At 49.6% G+C, this 19,216-nt stretch carries 19 protein-coding genes; 5 read left to right on the forward strand and 14 right to left on the reverse strand.

Features of this window, described 5'->3' with window-relative positions; genetic code table 11:
• Positions 1 to 487, reverse strand: a 487-nt coding sequence (locus K365_RS0100005; RefSeq protein WP_024333013.1) for a hypothetical protein, incomplete at its 3' end; no start/stop codon positions are given.
• Positions 488 to 622: 135 nt separating this feature from the next.
• On the opposite strand from K365_RS0100005, the gene K365_RS27030 reads away from it, so the two are divergent.
• Positions 623 to 841: an ATP-binding protein gene (locus K365_RS27030; RefSeq protein ID WP_281167804.1), complete on the forward strand. Its 219-nt coding sequence runs from the start codon at positions 623 to 625 to the stop codon at positions 839 to 841.
• A gap of 456 nt (positions 842 to 1,297) precedes the next feature.
• Here K365_RS27030 and K365_RS0100020 read toward each other — a convergent pair whose 3' ends face one another.
• The 12 genes from K365_RS0100020 to K365_RS0100090 all read right to left on the reverse strand — a co-directional run bounded on the left by K365_RS0100020 (position 1,298) and on the right by K365_RS0100090 (position 14,725).
• On the reverse strand, positions 1,298 to 1,987 hold the full coding sequence (locus K365_RS0100020) for an SDR family oxidoreductase (protein WP_024333014.1): 690 nt from the start codon (positions 1,985 to 1,987) through the stop codon (positions 1,298 to 1,300).
• Positions 1,988 to 2,178: 191 nt separating this feature from the next.
• Positions 2,179 to 3,423 (reverse strand): acetyl-CoA C-acyltransferase, encoded by a 1,245-nt coding sequence (locus K365_RS0100025; protein WP_024333015.1) that lies wholly within the window; start codon positions 3,421 to 3,423, stop codon positions 2,179 to 2,181.
• A complete protein-coding gene (locus K365_RS0100030; protein ID WP_024333016.1) occupies positions 3,423 to 4,997 on the reverse strand; it encodes a tripartite tricarboxylate transporter permease in 1,575 nt (524 codons plus the stop codon). Before K365_RS0100030 ends, K365_RS0100025 begins: the two co-directional genes overlap by 1 nt.
• Positions 4,998 to 5,026: 29 nt before the next feature.
• On the reverse strand, positions 5,027 to 5,503 hold the full coding sequence (locus K365_RS0100035; protein ID WP_024333017.1) for a tripartite tricarboxylate transporter TctB family protein: 477 nt from the start codon (positions 5,501 to 5,503) through the stop codon (positions 5,027 to 5,029).
• Between the two features lie 73 nt (positions 5,504 to 5,576).
• Positions 5,577 to 6,551: a tripartite tricarboxylate transporter substrate binding protein gene (locus K365_RS0100040; protein ID WP_084489697.1), complete on the reverse strand. Its 975-nt coding sequence runs from the start codon at positions 6,549 to 6,551 to the stop codon at positions 5,577 to 5,579.
• A 167-nt stretch (positions 6,552 to 6,718) separates the two neighbouring features.
• Positions 6,719 to 7,684: a 3-hydroxyacyl-CoA dehydrogenase family protein gene (locus tag K365_RS0100045; RefSeq protein WP_024333019.1), complete on the reverse strand. Its 966-nt coding sequence runs from the start codon at positions 7,682 to 7,684 to the stop codon at positions 6,719 to 6,721.
• Between the two features lie 2 nt (positions 7,685 to 7,686).
• A complete protein-coding gene (locus K365_RS0100050; RefSeq protein ID WP_024333020.1) occupies positions 7,687 to 8,559 on the reverse strand; it encodes a beta-keto acid cleavage family enzyme in 873 nt (290 codons plus the stop codon).
• Positions 8,560 to 8,585: 26 nt separating this feature from the next.
• Positions 8,586 to 9,614: a substrate-binding domain-containing protein gene (locus K365_RS0100055; protein WP_084489698.1), complete on the reverse strand. Its 1,029-nt coding sequence runs from the start codon at positions 9,612 to 9,614 to the stop codon at positions 8,586 to 8,588.
• A gap of 990 nt (positions 9,615 to 10,604) precedes the next feature.
• Positions 10,605 to 11,300, reverse strand: a complete 696-nt coding sequence (locus K365_RS26230) for a class I SAM-dependent methyltransferase (protein WP_024333022.1) — start codon at positions 11,298 to 11,300, stop codon at positions 10,605 to 10,607.
• 16 nt (positions 11,301 to 11,316) lie between these two features.
• The gene (locus K365_RS0100075; RefSeq protein ID WP_024333023.1) at positions 11,317 to 11,964 is read right to left on the reverse strand and encodes a lysoplasmalogenase; all 648 of its coding nucleotides are present in this window, start codon (positions 11,962 to 11,964) and stop codon (positions 11,317 to 11,319) included.
• A gap of 149 nt (positions 11,965 to 12,113) precedes the next feature.
• On the reverse strand, positions 12,114 to 12,884 hold the full coding sequence (locus K365_RS0100085) for an enoyl-CoA hydratase/isomerase family protein (RefSeq protein WP_006966627.1): 771 nt from the start codon (positions 12,882 to 12,884) through the stop codon (positions 12,114 to 12,116).
• Positions 12,885 to 12,991: 107 nt separating this feature from the next.
• Complete coding sequence (locus K365_RS0100090; protein ID WP_006966626.1) at positions 12,992 to 14,725, reverse strand: acyl-CoA carboxylase subunit beta; 1,734 nt, start codon at positions 14,723 to 14,725, stop codon at positions 12,992 to 12,994.
• Positions 14,726 to 14,950: 225 nt separating this feature from the next.
• Here K365_RS0100090 and K365_RS0100095 point away from each other — a divergent pair, with 225 nt between their 5' ends.
• The 4 genes from K365_RS0100095 to K365_RS0100110 all read left to right on the forward strand — a co-directional run bounded on the left by K365_RS0100095 (position 14,951) and on the right by K365_RS0100110 (position 17,919).
• Complete coding sequence (locus K365_RS0100095) at positions 14,951 to 15,166, forward strand: biotin/lipoyl-containing protein (protein WP_006966625.1); 216 nt, start codon at positions 14,951 to 14,953, stop codon at positions 15,164 to 15,166.
• A gap of 334 nt (positions 15,167 to 15,500) precedes the next feature.
• A complete protein-coding gene (locus tag K365_RS0100100; RefSeq protein WP_024333024.1) occupies positions 15,501 to 16,328 on the forward strand; it encodes an IclR family transcriptional regulator in 828 nt (275 codons plus the stop codon).
• A 17-nt stretch (positions 16,329 to 16,345) separates the two neighbouring features.
• Positions 16,346 to 17,518, forward strand: coding sequence for a glutaryl-CoA dehydrogenase Acd (gene acd / locus K365_RS0100105; RefSeq protein WP_024333025.1), 1,173 nt, complete (start codon positions 16,346 to 16,348; stop codon positions 17,516 to 17,518).
• 11 nt (positions 17,519 to 17,529) lie between these two features.
• Complete coding sequence (locus tag K365_RS0100110; protein ID WP_024333026.1) at positions 17,530 to 17,919, forward strand: carboxymuconolactone decarboxylase family protein; 390 nt, start codon at positions 17,530 to 17,532, stop codon at positions 17,917 to 17,919.
• 78 nt (positions 17,920 to 17,997) lie between these two features.
• Here K365_RS0100110 and K365_RS0100115 read toward each other — a convergent pair whose 3' ends face one another.
• The gene (locus K365_RS0100115; protein WP_024333027.1) at positions 17,998 to 19,173 is read right to left on the reverse strand and encodes an MFS transporter; all 1,176 of its coding nucleotides are present in this window, start codon (positions 19,171 to 19,173) and stop codon (positions 17,998 to 18,000) included.
• Between the last annotated feature and the right edge of the window lie 43 nt (positions 19,174 to 19,216).

The raw sequence follows: 19,216 nt of genomic DNA on the forward strand, positions 1-19,216 counted from the left end.
ACAGAATTTCATATGAGGTGAGACTTCTGATATCAGCAATCCCCTGAATATCAAGATAATTCAGGAACCGAACCAGAATAATCTTTTTCCCAAGGACTGTTTTTCTTGAAATCCCCTTTTCAAACTGCAGTTTTTTATATTTTTCCAGAATAACAAGAAATTGTTGAGGGGCCGGTATCCCAGGTTTCTGGCGGCACCTTGGAAAACAGCCATGTTGCAGTATTCCATCTAAAAGATCAACTGCTCTTGCTTTAAAAACCTGATTGGCGGAAAGCTTGCTTCCTGTTTGAATGCCGTAACAATCTTTCAGGAAGGCTTCTCCTATTTCTTTTGAAAAATAGAGTTGATTTTGCTGTTGCGCATAAACCAGGAACTGTTTCCATTTGCCGATGTAACGATGCTTTGTGCTTTCTGCATAACATAGCAGATCAAGTTGTTTTTTTGCCCTGTCAACCAATTCTATTAATAAAATAGCTTTGCGATCCATATCTTACCTCCTTTGTTTTGGATCACCACTATTTTATTGATAGAATATTATGTAAAGCTAAATATGGATAACGGCTTAAACGGCGGCCTCTTTTATCCTCAACTTCACATAATATTTAACTTGTCATAAGACGAAATCGGTTACCTTCCGCTGGGCGGACAGGGATCAAACCTGTTTTTCCAGGTCATCAGCGGCCGGCATGGAAAAAGGTCCACCATCATAACGACCAATCTGCCGTTTGCCCGCTGGGGGGACATCTTTGACGGAACCACTGTTGCCACAGCGATTGCCGACCGCCTCGTCTACAACTCTGAGATTCTTATCATGGAGGGAGACAGTTATCGAAAAAGGTGATCAGCGGCACAAACTGAAAATATAAGGCAGGTTTTACTCAGGCCTGAACACACGCTCTTTTGAATCTGGTTTGAGCCGGACACGGACAGGTGTGTCTATCGTAGGGGGTGGCTGGTTTTTAAACGGTGATTTGGGCTGGTTTTTATCCCGTTGTTTCCACCTGGATAAGAATTTCTTCTTTTTTTCTGTCAAAGATTTCCAATTCATTTGAATACCACGTCATATTTCTTGGTGTTCGATCGCTTGCCACCATAATTTTTTGAGAGGTTACGAAAAAGCCTCTGTTTTAGTGTATAGTTGTTTTTGACAAAAAATAACATACAACCCCCTTTTAGAATACTTCATTCATTTTACAGACTCAAAATCCGCTGTTTGGAAACAACTTTCGAGCTATCCTTTCCAGTTCACAGCGTCCAGCCGAACGACATACCAATCTGATCTATAGTAAAAAAGTTTTCATATATGTCTTGCACCACCATCAATTACAGTTACAGTCCCCGTCGTGTATTGCGACCCCATTAACCATAAATACGCCGATGCAATTTCATCAACAGATCCCAATCTTTTTGCAGGAAATTGTTTTGAAATTTCTTCAATGACTGTAGGCTTTGGTTCGATAAAACCTGGACTCACCACATTTATTCTTATTGGAGCCAATTCAACAGAGAGCACTCTGCAAAGTGTTTCAATGCAACAATTAATGATTGACATGGTCGAAGCACCTTTAAAAATCTTTTCACCAGCAATTCCACTTGTTAAAATGATGCTGCCAGATTCTCTTAAATGTTTTTGGGCTACCTGGATGAGTTGATATTGTCCCCAGAATTTTGTTTCAAAAGCATGTTTTGCCTCATTAACATCGATTTTCTGAAATGGTGATGATTTTATTACAGGTCTGACAGTAATGACAAGATGATCCACTATTCCAGTCGATTCAAACAATCGAAAATGATCTTCAGGTATGGTTATATCAAATGTATGAATTTCAGTTGATTCATCTGCCTTCTCAAAAAAAGATGCAGCACGTTCTTTTGGGTTACGAGAAGCGATGACGACATTTGCGCCATTTTTTTGTGCAAGACTTGCCACAGCAAAACCAATTCCTGAACTTCCACCAACTATCAATATTTTTTTATCATTTAACATCAAGTTATCTTTTATCCTTACGATTCGATTTACAAACAAGCCGGATAAGAAAGCCCCGAAAGCCGCGTTTAATGGGCAGGTTTTCGGTATCAGGACGAAGACTTCATAACTCTTGTGGCCTGTGCGTTTGTATCACCCAAGACCATAGAAATAAAGATCTTAAATTGATGATCCTATATATAGGAAGTTGGTTATCTGACCTGTTCGATTACCGCTGCAATGCCCAGTCCGCCGCCTCCGCAAATACACTCCAGGCCATAACGGGCATCGCGCCGCTGCATTTCATGAACCATGGAAACCAGAACCCTTGTGCCGGTACATGCAATGGGGTGACCTATAGATATACCTGATCCGTTAACGTTCACCCGATCAAAATTCCGGGGTCTCACGCGCATTTGCTTGAGATCGGCCAGCACTTGGGCCGCAAAAGCTTCCTGGATTTCAATGAGATCCATCTGTTCAAGTGAAAGCCCTGCCCGGTCCAGCGCCCTGGATACAGCCCTGGGTACGGTTTCATATGCTTTTCTCGGATCAGCCCCGGCAACGGCAAAGGAGATTATTTTTGCCATTGGAGAAATGCCTAAATCTTTGGCCTTGTCACCTGACATAAGGACCACGGCGGCAGCCCCGTCATTTTCAGAAGAGGAATTCCCTGCCGTACAGACCCCTCCCATGATCGGTTTGAGCCGGGCAAGTTTTTCAACACTGCTGTCGGCCCGGGGGCCTTCATCCCTGCAAAACAAGACAGGCTCCCCTTTTCTTTGCGGGATAGATACCGGAATAATTTCATCAGTAAAAAAACCGGCTTCCCAGGCCGCCAACGCCTTGGCATGACTTTGGGCGGCCCAGTCATCACATTCTTGCCTGGATATCTTTTCCTCTTTTGCTGCGGTCTCCGCCCAGGCCATCATGGAGGGCAGAACCCCGTATCGGGATTCAGGCTGGGACATGACCCGGGCCCGCTGAATCCGGTCATAAAAGGGCAGGCCCCAAGTTGCCAGGCTGCCATGCCCGAGCGGCATGCCCTTTTTACCACCGACCCCCCATTTGACATCCCCGGTAAGATAGAATTCTCCTGTGCTCATGCTTTCCACGCCACCGGCAACTACAATGTCGGCATTATTGGATTGTATTTTCATGGCTCCGTTACAGACCGCGTCCAGGCCTGAACAGCACCGCCGGTCAATGGTGATCCCTGGGATTTGTTCGGGCCACCCGGCCGTTAGCAGTCCCATACGGGCAATATTCACGTACTCGCCGTTCTGGTACGACTGGCCCATGATCACGTCTTCCACCATCTGGGGATCAATTCCCGTTTTTTTAGCGACTCCGTTCAGGGCCAGGGCCGCCAAATCATAGGCCGGCACGTCTTTTAAGGATCCCATGAAACGGCCAACCGATGTCCTGACTGCACCAACAATCACAACGTCTTTCATTAGTTAACTTCCTTTCCTGCTTCCATCTGAATAAAAATACAGCTGTCAGATATCAATGCGTCACCTGGCTGAACAGGTTTTCCCCGGGATTTTCGGAATGAGTCGACGGCAGACCAGACAATTCCGATGGCGGCCAGTCCCAGGAAGACGCCTGAAATGGGATGGGTGACAAAAATGCCCAACGATCCGCCGGACATGAGCAGGCTTTGCCTGAATGCCCCTTCCAGAATGGGCTCCAGCATGAAGGCGATTAAAAGCGGTGCCACCGGGAACCCGTTACGGCGCAAAATATACCCTAAAACACCAAAAATGAGCGCTATCCAGACATCAAATAAATTTTGATTGAAACCGTATGCGCCAAAAAAGCAGAGGGCCAAAACCGCCGGGAAAATATAGCTTTTGGGAATTAACACCACTTTGCTGGCAATTCTGATGTAGAAAATACTGATGAGAAAATTAAACACGTTTGCCAGCAGAAGTGCCATGAAAATAGCATAGACCGTGACAATATTCTCTTTGAACAGCATGGGGCCGGGATGGAGGCCCTGAATCATGAAGGCGCCCAGTAAGACCGCCGCCCCAATGTCACCGGGAATCCCCAGGGTCAGAAGCGGAATCAAATTTGCCCCGCACACCGCATTGTTTCCGGCCTCTGCGGCAGCCACCCCCTCAATGGCGCCTTTCCCGAATTTTTCAGGGTGTTTGGACATCTTCTTGGCCTGGGCATATCCGGCAAAGGCGGCAATGGAAGGACCGATCCCCGGAATGTCTCCCAGCAGGGTCCCGATGCCCGAAGCGGTTAATATGATGGGCAGGCACCTTCTGAATTCCTCGCCGGTCACCTGGTTATCTTCTTTTTTGGTGGAACTTGCAAAAAATTGAACGGCCTTGTCTTTTCCTCTGGCCACGATTTCCGTATTAATTAAAAACTCAGAAACCGCAAACAGACCAATGAGCATCGGTATCAAGGAGATGCCCTCATCCAGCTCGGTAAAGCCAAACCCAAACCGCCGGACCGCTGTAATGGAATCCAGCCCGACCAGCCCGACAATAAGGCCGATCGCTCCTACAATAAGCCCCTTGATCATGGAGTCTCCGGCAACGGCAGTGATGATCAGAAGCGACAGAAAAATCAGGCTGGCCATCTCCGGCGGCCCCATTTTCAGGGCGATCAGGGCCAGTGGGGGAGCGACCAGGATCAGGACGATGTCGCTGGCGCTGTCCGCGATTACAGAAGAGTAAATCGCCATTTTCAATGCCTTGAGCGGTTTCCCCTGTTTGGCCATTTCATTTCCGTCCAAAACCGTTGCCGCTGCTGCCGGCGTACCCGGCGTGTTTAGAAGGATCGCCGGAATGGACCCGCCGTAAGTGCCGCCCTTATAAGCCCCGACCAGCAGGCTGACCGAAACCACCGGATCCATATAGAAGGTCATGGGAATAATCAAGGCAATTGCCATGGTGGCGGTCAGCCCAGGGATAGATCCCAGGACCACACCCAATAGCACACCTCCGAATACGCCGCCGATGACCGGCAATTGAAAGAACATGTCGAATGCGGCCATGAGATTTTCCATGGTGTCTCTCCTAAAACAAACTGATTAATCTAAAATAAGATGCCATCAGGCATGTTCACCTTTAATGCCTGGACGAATAACAGGTAAATAAAGCCCAGAAGAACGATAAGAAACAGTAAGATGCCCCACCATTTCTTTACACCGAAATAGACCAGGAAAATGATCATGGCCAGAGCAGTGCTTGCAAAAAAGCCTATATAGCCGGACATGGCGATGTACACACAGGCGACAACGGTGCAGATCAACCCCCTTGTAATCGGTTCCCAGGAGCTGTACCTGATTGTGCCGGTACCGTTCCGGCCGCTGTTTTTCAGGCTTGTCGCAATCAGCATGATTGACAGCATTCCCAAAAGACCCGAGGTCAGGTAGCAGAAAAGTCTGGGAGAAAGTGCTGCCGGCACGCTTCCATGGGACTCCACATGATTGGGCGTAAGGTAAAATGCCAGGATCAGAGAGAAAGCCAACAGAACCAGACCGGCAATACTATCTCGGTTGAGTTTCACCATAAAACGGGACTCCTTTTCTTCAAATTCGGCCGGGGCCCAAAATCCTGCCTCGGCCTTTTATAAGATCAACCGATTACTTTTGATAACTGAGCCCGAGGCTTTCAACCAGTTTTTTCTTTTTGGGGATATCCTTTTTGATATAGGCCTCAAACTGCGGCTTATCCAGATGGTAAGGCAGCATGTCCAGTTTTTTGAGTAAATCTAAAAATTTCGGATCCTTGCTGGCCTTGGTGAATCCCTTGGTTATATAGTCGACGACGTCTGCAGGCAACCCTGCCGGAGCTGCGATTCCAGGCCCTGAAACGACTTCGTAATCATACCCCAGTTCTTTTAGCGTCTTCACCTCGGGAAAGTTGGGTATCCGCTGTCCTCCCAGTACAGCCAGAAGCCTGAGCTGGCCATCCTCCACGTAAGGTTTCCATTCAACGGCCTGGGCACAGGCGGTGACGTGTCCCCCGAGTACGGCTGTGACAGCGTTGATACCACCTTTGTAGGGAATGTGCGTCCATTTAATCCCCTCTACCTGGGCCAGGTACTCCATGGCCAGATACTGGGCCGACCCGGTACCGGCTGTCGAATAGGTGACCTTGCCGGGGTTTTGTTTGGCATAATCGATAAATTCTTCCAGGGTCTGCCACGGACTGTCCGCTGGAACCACTAAACCGTACTGCCATAAAGCAAAAAGCATAATATAGGTGAAATCTTTTTCAGGGTCGTATTTCACTTTGCGGAGGAAGGGGGTGCGGGTTAAGACTCCTGTGGCGACCACACCCAGGGTGTAGCCGTCAGGCTTGGCCTGGGCCAGGAGTTCATGCATCAACACGCCGCCGCCGCCGGGTTTATTGACCACAACAAGGGGTTTGGCAAAATCTTCCTGGGCGATATTCGCGAGCAGGCGGGCCGTAACATCTGTTGTGCCTCCCCCTCCATATGGAATCATTAGATTGATGGGTTTTTCAGGATACCCGGCAAAGGCAAAGCTTCCTAAAGCCAGGAATAGAAGAAACAAACTTCCAGTAAAAATTCTGATAATCTGACTGTTCATCATGACTTTCCTCCCAATTAATTGATAAAAGGTTAAAAATTATCTGGCTTCTTTCACACACACTCCAATTTTCCCCCTTTCTGATGCTGGTTTATTAATCAGGCCGGTATCGTGTTAAACCTATAGCAAGACTGCACTGCAAAATCTTACTGTCAAGAAGGTATCCTGTTTTACAGCAGTCTCTTCTTATCGATGCAGAACTTCAAATCATTAATGACTTTGAGCAAATACCGATCTCTGTCCTTTATGACATCCGCCTTTTCCCGGTCCCTGTAATCGTAGACCCCGATCCCTGTCTTGATGCCCAGATGATTCTTTTTAACCCTTGAAACAATAAAATCGGGTTCTGTATCCTCGGGAGCATCCACAAATTCCTTGTTTTGCAGATTAGCATAGGTGAGATCCAGACCGGTGAAATCATAACGCTGGGTTAAGCCCAGAATCATCATCCGAGGGGCGATACTGGCTTTAACAGCCATGTCCAGATCTTCGGGGGTGATATAGCCGTTATCCAGAAGAAAATAAGTTTCCCTGCCAAGAATCCTCAATAGCCGGTTGATGATAAAGCCGGGTACATAATCCTTGATCAACACGGGTCGTTTGCCTATAGATTCAAGAAAAGACAGGGTTGAATCCACTATATCCTGCCGGGTCTTAGTCCCCTTGACCACCTCCACCAGAGGCAGGATCTGAGGAGGAGCAAACCAGTGAGCAATGATGGTTCGGGGCAGGCGGTCCGGTACCATCAGCTCAAAAATATTCATAGTGGAAGTGTTGCTCCAGATAATGGCATCCGGATCGGCGAATTGATCAATCTGTTCAAAAACAGCGGTTTTGGCCGCTTTGTTTTCGCTGACCACCTCTATAATAATCCGTGCATTTGTGATGGCCTCTTCAGGTGAATTCACCATGCGGATTCTTTTCAGGATTTCATCCTTCTCTTCGGCCTTTGCCTGACCCGCTTCAATCAATAACTCCAGGTTGTTGGTGATGACCTGCCTGGCCAGAGGATAATTGTCTTTATTCAAATCAAAGGCACTTACTTCATAGCCGGCCTGGGACATTACCTGGGCAATACCAGGCCCCATGGTGCCCATTCCAATGATCCCGATTTTTTGAATCTCTTCTGGTTTCAAAATCAATCTCCTTTGACGCGATCACCGTTTAGCCCCAAAAAACGTCTGGCCTCATCAGGTGTAGCCGGTTCCTTCCCCAACTCCCTTGCGATACGAACGATCCTGGCCACCAACTGAGCGTTGCTTTGGGCAAGTTCGCCCTTTCCATAATAGATGTTGTCCTCTAAGCCGACCCGAACGCAGCCGCCCATAAGCATGCTCATTGTCCCCAATCGGGTCTGGGTCTGCCCTACGCCTGTGCAGTTAAAGATGCTGCCCTGGGGCAAATTTTGAACCATTGAAAAAAATGTCTCCGGCGTTCCCGGTTCAGCGCCTTGGTATTTCATCCCCAGCACGATGTTGATATAATAGGGTTTTTTGACCGCTCCCGCCTTTATCAAGCGCCGAACGTCATGAAGCATGGCATGGTTGTAGACTTCCATCTCCGGTTTGATTTTCCTCTTGTCCATTTCACCCAGGTAATAGTCAATTTCGTGGGGCATGTTGGACCAGGGGATACCTTTATAAGGACCTGACACTCTCATGAGGGATCCCATGTTGAGTGAAGCCATTTCCGGTTGAGCCTTAAGGCAGTTGATTCGCTCTTCCTGACTCAGATTTGGTCCGCCGCCGGTGCTGTCCTGGATGATAATGTTGCATTTCTCTCGAATTTTGTTGTGAATATCTTTGAAGATATCTATATCCGATGTATTCTCACCATTAAGGTCTCTTGCGTGGACATGGCAGATGGCTGCACCTTCATTAAAACAGGCGTATCCTGATTCGGCAATTTCAAAGGGTTGTTCCGGCACATTGGGGTTTAACTTTTTATTGGTTATTGCCCCGGTTTGAGCAACAGTGATGATCAATTTGTCCGACGGTATTCCATATTCCATAATTTGAGTTTATCTCCTTTTTAATTTCAATTTAATGAAGCTTTTTCTCTACTGCACGCACCGGTAGAATCCCGAATGATTAATTCGGCGGGGATTCCTGTGTGTCTTTTTGCACAATGACCCGTTTCAATCAACTGGATCAAAGTCTTGGCGGCAGTTTGTCCGACCTCAACCACAGGAGTCTTTATACAAGTCAGTGGTGGTTCAAACGAATCAAGGACATCGGACGACCCTATGGCCACAACTGATATGTCTTCAGGTATATTCAATCCTCGTTTTTTGATCTGTTGCATTACACCGGGGGTGACATTGTCATTTATGCAGATTACACTGGTAGGAGGATCTGAAAAGTCAAGCAGATCTCCCATCAGGCGGAATCCATCTTTTTGGGAAAAATTGCTTTCCAGAAGGTATTTCGGGTCATAAGTTAAGTTATTCTCTTCAAATGCTGCTTTATAAGCCGCGAAACGTTCAATTGAAAACATGGACGTCATTTTGCCTAGAATAAAAGCAATTTTCCGATGACCTAACTTAATTAAATAACTAACTACCCGCTGTACACTTTTAAAAGTATCCGGAGCCACGCTTGGAATAGTGTAACATGAACCGGCCGGATATCCGGGGACAACTACGGATGGAATTTTATTTTCATTCAACTCTTTCATGTAAGAGGCATGTATCCGGTTCCCGATAACGATAATGCCGTCTACCAATTTTCGGTAATAGAGCGAAACGTAACCTTCTTTCTTGTTTATATCCAGCATCAGGTTGTAGTCATGCATCTGGGCGGTTGAACTGATCCCCATTAACATTTTCGGGTAAAAAGGATTTTGAAAAGCAAATTCACTGGTCCGCGGAATGACTACCCCGATGACGCCGATCCGTTTTTGAACCAGTGCCCTAGCGGAAGAATGAGGGAAATAATTGATTTCATCTGCAATGCTAATTATTTTTCCCCGCATTTTTCTGCCGACCCCTTTTTTATTATTAAGGGCACGCGAAACGGTTGAGACTGATACCCCGGCTCTTTGGGCTATTTCGTTTATGGTCGGCAATGGATTCCCCTGTGTTAATCGGCGACCATTCTCGATTACAACGGAAGGGCCGCTTGTTAAACCTCACTATGTATCCCGTTTATTCAGTGAATTGTTAACGCAAACGATTGCGTAATGTCAAATATTTTTTTATATAAATTTATATTTATAACAAAAGGAGGATTTGAGTTTATCGAAAAACTTGTTATAACCATTTGTTATTATATGATAAATTTTGATTAAAAAACGGATTGTGATTTTTGATGCTAAAAATTTTGTTTAAATAATTGCGCAAACGTTTTCTAAAATATAGTTTACCAAGCCATACCAAAGAACTAACTTTTTGGATTTGGTCGGCACAGCTGACAATTTGAGGACAACAATAAAATCAATGTGAGGAAGCTTGGCATCTCCATACCTTTGATATGGCAGCTATCTCTCAGAAGGTCTGCCCATTGGTACCGGAGTTATTGTAGGAGCATGCAGCAGCCATCTTGTAAAAGATCGCATGGAAATTACAAGGGTTAAATGGGCGCTTCAGGGGGGGGCGAAGCGGTATTGCCCCTGCGGGCGCTACGTTCAAGCAGGAATTTTGATGAGTACTGGAAATTTCACGAAACGTGGGAATATAAGAGAAAACATCAGGATCTGTATAAAAAATGGCATTGTCCCTGCCACCACTGCTTCTGAATCACAAGACAATCGCAAAAAATTCAAAATTATCAAGTGATTTTTACGACTTCCTGAATGAGACGAGGGCAAAATAACGAGAAAATTTTTGAAAATGCAAAAGAGCCACACCCGTATCATTTGATGATTGTCGGAAATACAAATTTTTGTATTTCCGACAATCATGTTTTCATCAACCATGTGATCAGGCTGAAAACAGCTGCTATAAGGGTGCTTTCAGCCGAAACAAGCCAGGTCCATTTTTTTTTGTTGGCCGACAAAATGAACCATGCCATGGGTGGATGAAAAAATATCGGTGGGGAAAGTTATATTTCTTCGGGCTCAGCTACTGGGGTCAAATGGATATTCCCTGTCAACCTGGCGTTTCTTCAAAGAGAATATGTGGATGCTGTCAAACAGCTGAATCGCCTGCCCTTCTTTAATGTTTCCCCGGAACTGCCGGAGTTTTGCAAGAATTTTGGAGCGGCCCGTGTCATCGGCCGGGGATTGGTCAAATGGATACTGATAAAGGTCTGCCAGGTTATCAAATTCGACAGGCACTGCAAAGTCTTTGTGTCGGATCAGGTCAAACGGACTGTGGCAGATGGCGTGCGCGGCAGATGTCAGGGCGGCGGTTTCGTCATCGAACAGGTGAAAAAACTGCTGAAATTCACCCTTGGCCGAAGGCTCCAGAATGATCACCCGGCCGCCCGGGGCCAACACCCGGTGGGCTTCCAACAATGCCTGCAGGCTGTTCTGGTGATGCAGCGAAAGGATAAAAATGACCCTGTCAAATGACGAATCCCCAAGGGGCATATTTTCCCCGGAACCGATGAAAAACTGGGCATTACCAGACTGCTGCAGCGCTTTGGCGACAGCTTCCCTGTCCGGGTCGATGGCAATATAGCGCCGGGTGTCGCGGGCCAGCATCATGGACAGCCGGCCCTCCCCACACCCGATCTCCAGGACGGTACAGCCTTCCAGGGCTGCAAGGCTCTGGATCATGGACATCTGCAAATGGTCTTTATCATAAATCATGGGTCGTGTTCCTGTGTCAGACCAGGCCCGTGGAAAAAGCGATCATGAACTGGCCCGCATAATACAGGGGCAGGCCGGCGGATCGGTTGACAAACGCTTTTGTGACAAATCGCTGGCGGGCCACGAAGATGTCGGACACATAAAACAGCAGGGCCCCGCCAAAGACCAGGGCACGGGCTTTGGGATCCAGACCGGGGTTGTTCATGAAAGCGGCAGCACAAATGACCATGGCCGTGATGATGACGATGTAGGCGGTCACGGGAATGCGCATGTCCCCCAGGTGGGGACGCAGCCATAAAAAGACACAGGCACTCAGGCCCAGGCAGATGAGGCCGGCCGTCCATACCAGGGGCCCGGTAACACCCAGGGTCACAAACGCGGCCACATACATGACATGGCCGGCCAGAAACGCGCCCAGGCCGGCGGTAAACACTTTTCGGCTTAAAATAAAAATCAGGCAGACATCGCCGATCAGGCACAGGATCAGGCCGGTCAGGACCAGGGGATAATAAGGGGTTTCCGCATGCGGCTGGATCACTGCCGTGACAATGAACAGCACGGACAGCAGTGGTTTGGTGAGCAGCTCGCCGAATATGGATTCCTGTCTGGACGCATACAGCAGTCCTGCCAGAAGAGGCGCGGCAGCAAAAATGATATAGATCATGACACACCTTTTTTTGTGATTTTATAAGGGTGTTTTAACCATGGGCGGAAAAAAGCGGGTGTTAAAAAAACAGCGGCAGGGAAACATGGGTTTCCCTGCCGGTGAATGAAGTGAAGATGATTCAAAAAAAACAAAGGCGATACCGGACGTCAGCAGTTTTTCCACTCAGCCCGGCGTTTTTCCTCGAAACTGGCGATGCCTTCCAAAGTATCTTCGGTTTTCATCATGGTTTTGAGGAAATAGTTGGACACCAGGTCCACGCCCTGGGAGAAACTGGTGCCTAAATGGCGTTTCACGGCCCGTTTGTTGAGCCGGATGATCAGCGGCGATGCCATGCAGATTTCTTTAATATAGGCTTCCACGGCCTCCTTGAACTCATCGTCGTCCGCCACCTGGCTGACAAATCCCATTTTCCGGGCTGCTTTGGCTTTGTAGGTTTTGCCCGTGGTGAGCACCTCAATGGCCTTGGCCGGGCCCACCAGTTCGGGCAGGCGCAGGGCCGCGTAGGGCGGGAAAAAGCCCAGCTTGATTTCGGGCTGGCCGAATTTGGCGTTTTTGCTGGCAATGATGATGTCGCAGGCAATGGCCAGTTCCATGCCGCCGCCCAGGCAGGCACCATGGACCGCACCGATCACAGGGATGTCGATCATGTTGATCAGCTCGAAAATCCGGTTGAACACGGCCACCATTTCATCCACCTGCTCGGGCTTGTGGTCACCCACTTCCACGCCGGCACAGAAACTGGGGCCTTCACCGTTGATCACCAGGCATTTAAGGGTGTCATCGGCGGCAATGGCTTCGAGTTCCGCGTTCAGGTCATTCATCATGGGGATGTTGAGTACATTGTGTTTGGGCCGGTTCAACGTGATCCGGGCCACCTGGTCGTCTTTTTGAACAGTTAAAAATTCGGATGCTGACATATGGTCCTCCTGTGTCTAATGCAGGTTTTCAAAGGTGCCGGTCCGGCATATGTGAAATATCATATACCGGACCGGTGTGCGTGTCCATATCCCGGTTCAGGATTTGATTATCCCCGGATGATTCTGGGGGTGATCAGATGGTGCTGGGGACAGATGGATTTCGGATTCTGGTAGGCGCATCCGGCAAAGGCCTTGAGATAGTTTCTCAGTTCCTTCATCTTCACCACCTCATCCACCATCCCGTGTTTGGCGCAATAGGCCGGTCTGGAATTGTCGTGGTATTCCTTGGCCAGGGTGTTCATCTTCTCGATGATGGGCTCCAAAGGACGGCCCGCATCTTTTTCCTTGACCAGGCGCCGGGAATAACTGGCCGCCGCCGCGGTTTCCCCGTGCATCACGTAGATCTCCGTGGTGGCAACCCCTAAGGTGAAGGCGTTGTGCCGGTTGGCCGTGGGACCGCCCATGACATAATGGGCTGCGGCCGTGCCTTTGCGCAGGGTGATCAGCATCATGGGGATGTCCGTCTGTTGGATGGAATAGATCAATGACTGACCCAGGCCTAAGAGTTCGGCTTTTTCCGCGATATCTCCCACATCGATGCCCGAGGTGTCCTGGAACCAGATCAAGGGAATCCGGTCTCTGCCGCACAGGGTGACAAACTCGTTCATTTTGATCAGGCCCTGGCGGTAGAGCTTGCCGCCGATGCCAGGATAATCCGCATATTCCGGGTATCCTTCCCCCAGCCAGCCCTGGTTGTTGCCGATGATACCCACCAGGTATCCGTCCATTTTCACCAGGCCTGTGTAGATTTCCGGGCCGTAATCGGGTTTGTATTCCATGTGTTCGCTGCCGTCCACCAGGCGGGACAGCACCTGCCGGAAGTCATAGATCTGCTTCTGGTTGACCGGAATCAGGCGGGCCACATCTTCGGCGGAAAATGCCGGTTCTTTGGGTTCAGCCACCCGGAAGAATTTGGGATTGTAGGCGGGCATGTCTTTCATGTAATCCTTGAGCCCGTCCAGGACCCCTTTTTCCTCTTCATACACATACCGGAAAAATCCGGTGTGATCGTGATGGACCTCCACGGATCCCGGGGGTTTGCTTGTATATTGTTTGGCGGCATTGATCAGCTGTTCCGCGCCTTCCAGATCAAAATGGCCTTTGGGGGACATCCCGCTTAAAATCCCGCCGCCGCCCACGGCGATGTTGCAGTTTTTGTGGGCAAACAAAATGGTGGGGCTGATGCCCTGGTATCCGCCGCCGGCCGGGTTGGTGCCGTAAATGCCGGCCAGAACGGGAATGCCCAGCTGCTCCAGTTCGGCATGGCGGTAGAATGTGGTGCCCGACCCTCGGCGGTTGGCATAGAATTTTTCCTGTTCCGTGAGTTTCACCCCGGAGCAGTTCACCAGCCATACCAGGGGAATGTTCAGGCGTTTGGCCAGATTGGTGGCCCGGAAGATGTTTTCCGGCTGACCCGGCAGCCAGGCCCCGGCCATGACCTTGTTGTCAAACCCGATCACCACGGCCCATTTGCCGGAAATCTTGGCCAGGCCGTCAATGACGTTGGTGGTGCCTTCTTCATTGTCTTCCGGGTTGAAAATAGTGTGCAGCGGATGCCAGGTGCCGGGATCCACCAGGTATTCCAGGCGCTGCCACACGGTCATGCTGCCCCGGGCATTGATTTTTTCAGTGGGCATGCCCGCGTTTTTCACTTTTTCCACTTCCGCGTCAATGCCGGCTTCCACCTCTTCCACCTGCTGGACATTTTTGGCCGAATTTTTCAACTGCCCTTTGTTAAGTTCCTTGCCAAAGGGTTCCATTTTTTCAAAATACTGTCGCATAAAAGACTCCTGAAGAAATTTTATTATTAGGTTTTCACCGGTATCGGCTTGGCACAAAGCTGCATCCACCGGCAAATATACACACTTGACTTTAAAATTCTCATTAAGTATAGAATTGAAAATAACCGAAAGCAACCGGTCTGATGAAAGGCCGGCTGCTGTTTTCCTGACATGACGTCAACAACCTGTTCAATCATGCAAACAAACCAAGCAAAGGAGATCTGAATGAGCACTGAGATTTTAGCCCCCATGCCCGGAACCATCATCGAAGTATCTGTCAAACCCGGTGATGCGGTTGAAGAAGGCCAGGAAATGCTGGTCCTGGAAGCCATGAAAATGGAAAATCCCATTGCGGCCACCATCGACGGCACGGTCAAGGAAGTGACCGTCAATGTGGATGACAAAGTCGCCACCAACCAGGTAATGGTCGTGATTGAATAATTTTTTCCGGCCGTGTATTCACTGAATTCATTGGGATACACGGCCGGACAACCATAAAAAAAATGTTGCGGTTTCATCTGAAACTTTTGTTTAATTTTATTGTAACTGCCTGAAAATAAAAACTCTTCTTCCTTCCAAGCTTGTTTCATATCATAAAACGCTGTTCTATGGTCAATTAAGATAGAAAGAATGACGCGGGTTTGTCAAGCAATTTTTTAATCATAAATTTAATCAACTTTTTTCTTGACAAGGGGGGGTATTTTTTGATTAGCTAACTCGTTATATGAAACGATGTTTTAACCTGTAAAACAAACCAACGGATAAAATCATTCCTGTGACACAGAAAGCAGCGCCGGCAAAACCAACGGAAACCAAAAAACTCAATGCCATTGAAAAAGCGTTGGAAATCATGCTCAAATTCCAGGATATCAAGGCCAGCTGGGGTATCCGGGAATTGTCCGGCGAACTGGGTTTCAGTCCGGCAACGGTCCAGCGGATTCTGACCGTTCTGAAATCCTACGGGTTTGTCCGCCAGGATGCAAGAACCCGGCAGTATTTTGTGGGCAATATCTTTTACCGGTTTCTGGAAAACCTGAACCATTCCAACAACCTGACCGGCATCGGCCGGCCGTTTCTGGAAGAACTGGCAAGGCAGACCCATGAAACCGTTTACCTGAACGTGATTCAGGGAAACCTGCGCATCTGTATCGACTCCATAGAATCCACACGGGTGCTCAAAGCAGGCATGCCCGTGGGCAACCAGTCCCCCCTGTATGCCGGGGCATCGGCCAAATGTCTGCTGGCGTTTTCCTCGGAAGTGTTTCAACAGGAATATTTTGACAGCATTTCCCCGACCCCCATGACGGACAACACCATTGTGGACAAAGACGTGCTGACTGCGGAGCTGAAAAAAATCGTACTCCGGGGTTATGCCGTCAGCCTCGGGGAACGAACGCCGGGCATCGGGTCCGTGAGTGCCCCTGTATTTGATTACCGGGAACGGATTTTGGCCAGCCTGAGTCTGGCCGTTCCGGAAATCCGGACCCGGGACAAAACCCATTTTTTTTATTGTATCAACGTATTGATGGATGCAGCCCGGGCCTTTTCCCGGGCCATGGGCCAGTCCGTCACCCATCATAACCCTATACCCCAACATATGTAAATTTTTAAGGAGACAACATGGATTTTACATTACCCAAAGACCTTCAGATGATCCAGAAAGAGATCAGAAATTTTGCCAAAAAACAGATTGAACCCTATGCGGATGAATGGGATGCCAACCACTACCTGCCCATCGAGGAAGCCATGCGGCCCCTGGGACGGGACTTGGGCTGTTTCGGTACCGTGATTCCGGAAGAATACGGCGGAGAAGGCATGGACAACGGATTTCTGGCTGCCATGATCATCACCGAAGAGCTGGCCCGGGTGTCCTCTTCTTTGCGGGTCCAGGTGAACATGCAGGAACTGGGCTGCGGTTACACCATCTACAAGTACGGCAATGAAGAAGTGCGCAAAAAATATGTGGAAAAACTGTGCACGGCCGAATATATCGGCGGGTTCGGCATCACGGAGCCGGATGCGGGCTCTGATGTCATGGCCATGGCGTCCACGGCCGAAGACAAAGGCGACCACTGGCTGATCAACGGGTCCAAGACCTGGATCTCCAATGCCCATGTGGCCAACTGCCTGCTCTTTTATGCGTACACCGACAAGTCTGCCGGTTCCAAGGGGCTGTCTGCATTTGTGATTGAACCCCAGAACTTTGCCGGCATCAAAACCTCGGCCCTGGAAAAACTGGGATCCCATTCCTCTCCCACGGGGGAACTGTTTTTAGACAACGTCAAGGTGCCCAAGGAAAATCTTTTGGGCAAACCCGGTGACGGCGCCAAGATCGTGTTTTCTTCCCTGAACCAGACCCGGCTGTCTGCCGCGGCCGGCGGCGTGGGTCTGGCCCAGGCCTGCCTGGATCAGGCCACCAAGTACTGCAGCGAAAGAAAACAGTTCGGCAAAAAAATCGGTGAATTCCAGATGAACCAGGACATGATCGCCCAGATGGCTGCGGAAATTGAAGCGGCCCGCCTGGTGGTTTACAAGGCCGCAGTTGCCAAGGACAACGGCCAGCTCAACAACGGTCTGGACGTGGCCATGGCCAAATACCTGGCCGGAGAAGTGGCTACCAAAGCCTCCAATTATGCCATGCGGATCATGGGGGCTTATGGATATTCCACAGAATACCCCGTCGCCCGGTTCTACAGAGACGCACCCACCTATTCCATGGTGGAAGGGTCCGCCAATATCTGCAAATGGATTATCGCCCTGGATCAGTTGGGAGTCCGGAAAGCCAACCGGTAAAGGAGGATCCCATGGACCCGAAAGAGATCGCGAAAAAAACCGGGGAAACGGCCAAGCTGTATTTTTCCACGGTCAAGGACGAGGACAAACCCTATAACCTGTGGCGGTTCTTTGACAAGGATCTGGCCCGCGACATGTCGTTGTATATCACCGGCCAGATGTATGCCAGAGAAAAGATCCCCCACGCCACAAGGCAGCTGATTACGGTGGCGGCTTTAACCGTGCTGTCAAAACCCGAGGAACTGGCGTTGCATATTCACGCGGCATTGAACGTGGGATGCAAAAAAGAAGAGATCGCGGAAGTGATTTTTCAGACCAGTATCTACGGCGGGGTGCCCGTGGCCAATACGGCGCTTTCCACCTTGAAAAAGGTGCTGGAAGAGCGGGGCGAGCTGGAATAACCCCAGACACATACCCGTAAAATCGGCAGCCCGCCCGGCCTGAAAGGCTGAGCGGGCTGCCGTCATTTTATTGAAATATCAGTTATTTTCAATTGGCACGGATGGATTTTTGATCATGGCCGCGGCCGTCACAGCACAGAGAATCAGCGCAATTCCCACGGCATAAAACGCCCAGTCAATACTGAACAGATCCACCAGTGCGCCCACCCCCATGGCCCCGATAAATACCCCTAGGTTCATGGCCATGTTGAACACCCCCATCATGGATCCCTGACCGAATTTTTTTCCTTCTGTGGCGGCCAGCGCCCCCATGGCCGGCCAGGATATGGCCTCGCCCAGGCCGATTACCGCGAACAGAAGCAGCAGGGGAACAAAGCCTGTGGCAAAGGGGACACAACACATGGTGACGCCGATCAAGACGGTGCCGGCCAGCAGCAGCAGGTTCTGATCCCGGGAGTCGGCCAGCTTTCCGAACGGCACCTGGAATATGGCATTGACCAGGGTGCGGCAGGCGATCACCATTCCGATTTCAGATCCGCTGGCGCCCATCTGCCGGGTCATCAAAAGCGGCAGAAACGCAAAGGTGGGGACCATGATGATCATGGTGGCCATGCGTGCCAGCAGAATGCCCCGCACCCGCCGGCTTTGCATCATCCGCCGGAACAGGGAAAAGATGCGCACCGGCGCTTCAGTGACACTGGAAGGGTCCCGGCCGGGAAGAATGGCGATTACAAGGGCGGCTGAAACAAGGCTGAGCAGGGCCATGGCATAAAACCCGGCGTTTTTTCCCATCAGATCCAGGAAAAATCCGCCCAGTATCGGTCCGGCCCCGATACCGGTGAAAATGGCGATGTTGAACCAGCCCATGTATTTGCCCACCGTGTCTTCGGCTGATGCATCAATGATATATGCCATGGCAATGGGAAAAATCAGGGCCGATCCGGCCCCGTGGAAAAACCGGATCAACACCAGCTGGGTGACGGATCCGGCAATCGTGTACACATATCCGGTTAACCCGAACATGATCAGCCCGGCAATGAGAAACCGTTTTCTGCCGTACCGGTCCGAAAGGGTGCCCACAAACGGCTGCAAAAGTCCGCCGCTCACGGCATAGGCAGCCATGATGATGCCCAAAGCAAAACCCGTGGCCCCGAGTTCTTCCGCATATATGGGCAGAATGGGCGCAATGATGCCCATGCCCACAAAAACAATGAAAATGGCCGACAATATGGTCAGTAGAATGGATTTTTGCATGGCCTGTATTGTAGCAGCCGCCGCCCCGTTCGTCCATAAGAAT

Source organism: Desulfotignum balticum DSM 7044 (assembly GCF_000421285.1).
Taxonomy (GTDB): domain Bacteria; phylum Desulfobacterota; class Desulfobacteria; order Desulfobacterales; family Desulfobacteraceae; genus Desulfotignum; species Desulfotignum balticum.

Coding starts and splice junctions, on each gene's coding strand:
- K365_RS0100020 (WP_024333014.1), bottom strand. CDS start 1,987: ATGTTAAATGATAAAAAAATATTGATAGTTGGTGGAAGTTCAGGAATT.
- K365_RS0100025 (WP_024333015.1), bottom strand. CDS start 3,423: ATGAAAGACGTTGTGATTGTTGGTGCAGTCAGGACATCGGTTGGCCGT.
- K365_RS0100030 (WP_024333016.1), bottom strand. CDS start 4,997: ATGGAAAATCTCATGGCCGCATTCGACATGTTCTTTCAATTGCCGGTC.
- K365_RS0100035 (WP_024333017.1), bottom strand. CDS start 5,503: ATGGTGAAACTCAACCGAGATAGTATTGCCGGTCTGGTTCTGTTGGCT.
- K365_RS0100040 (WP_084489697.1), bottom strand. CDS start 6,551: ATGATGAACAGTCAGATTATCAGAATTTTTACTGGAAGTTTGTTTCTT.
- K365_RS0100050 (WP_024333020.1), bottom strand. CDS start 8,559: ATGGAATATGGAATACCGTCGGACAAATTGATCATCACTGTTGCTCAA.
- K365_RS26230 (WP_024333022.1), bottom strand. CDS start 11,300: ATGATTTATGATAAAGACCATTTGCAGATGTCCATGATCCAGAGCCTT.
- K365_RS0100075 (WP_024333023.1), bottom strand. CDS start 11,964: ATGATCTATATCATTTTTGCTGCCGCGCCTCTTCTGGCAGGACTGCTG.
- K365_RS0100085 (WP_006966627.1), bottom strand. CDS start 12,884: ATGTCAGCATCCGAATTTTTAACTGTTCAAAAAGACGACCAGGTGGCC.
- K365_RS0100090 (WP_006966626.1), bottom strand. CDS start 14,725: ATGCGACAGTATTTTGAAAAAATGGAACCCTTTGGCAAGGAACTTAAC.
- K365_RS0100095 (WP_006966625.1), top strand. CDS start 14,951: ATGAGCACTGAGATTTTAGCCCCCATGCCCGGAACCATCATCGAAGTA.
- acd (WP_024333025.1), top strand. CDS start 16,346: ATGGATTTTACATTACCCAAAGACCTTCAGATGATCCAGAAAGAGATC.
- K365_RS0100110 (WP_024333026.1), top strand. CDS start 17,530: ATGGACCCGAAAGAGATCGCGAAAAAAACCGGGGAAACGGCCAAGCTG.
- K365_RS0100115 (WP_024333027.1), bottom strand. CDS start 19,173: ATGCAAAAATCCATTCTACTGACCATATTGTCGGCCATTTTCATTGTT.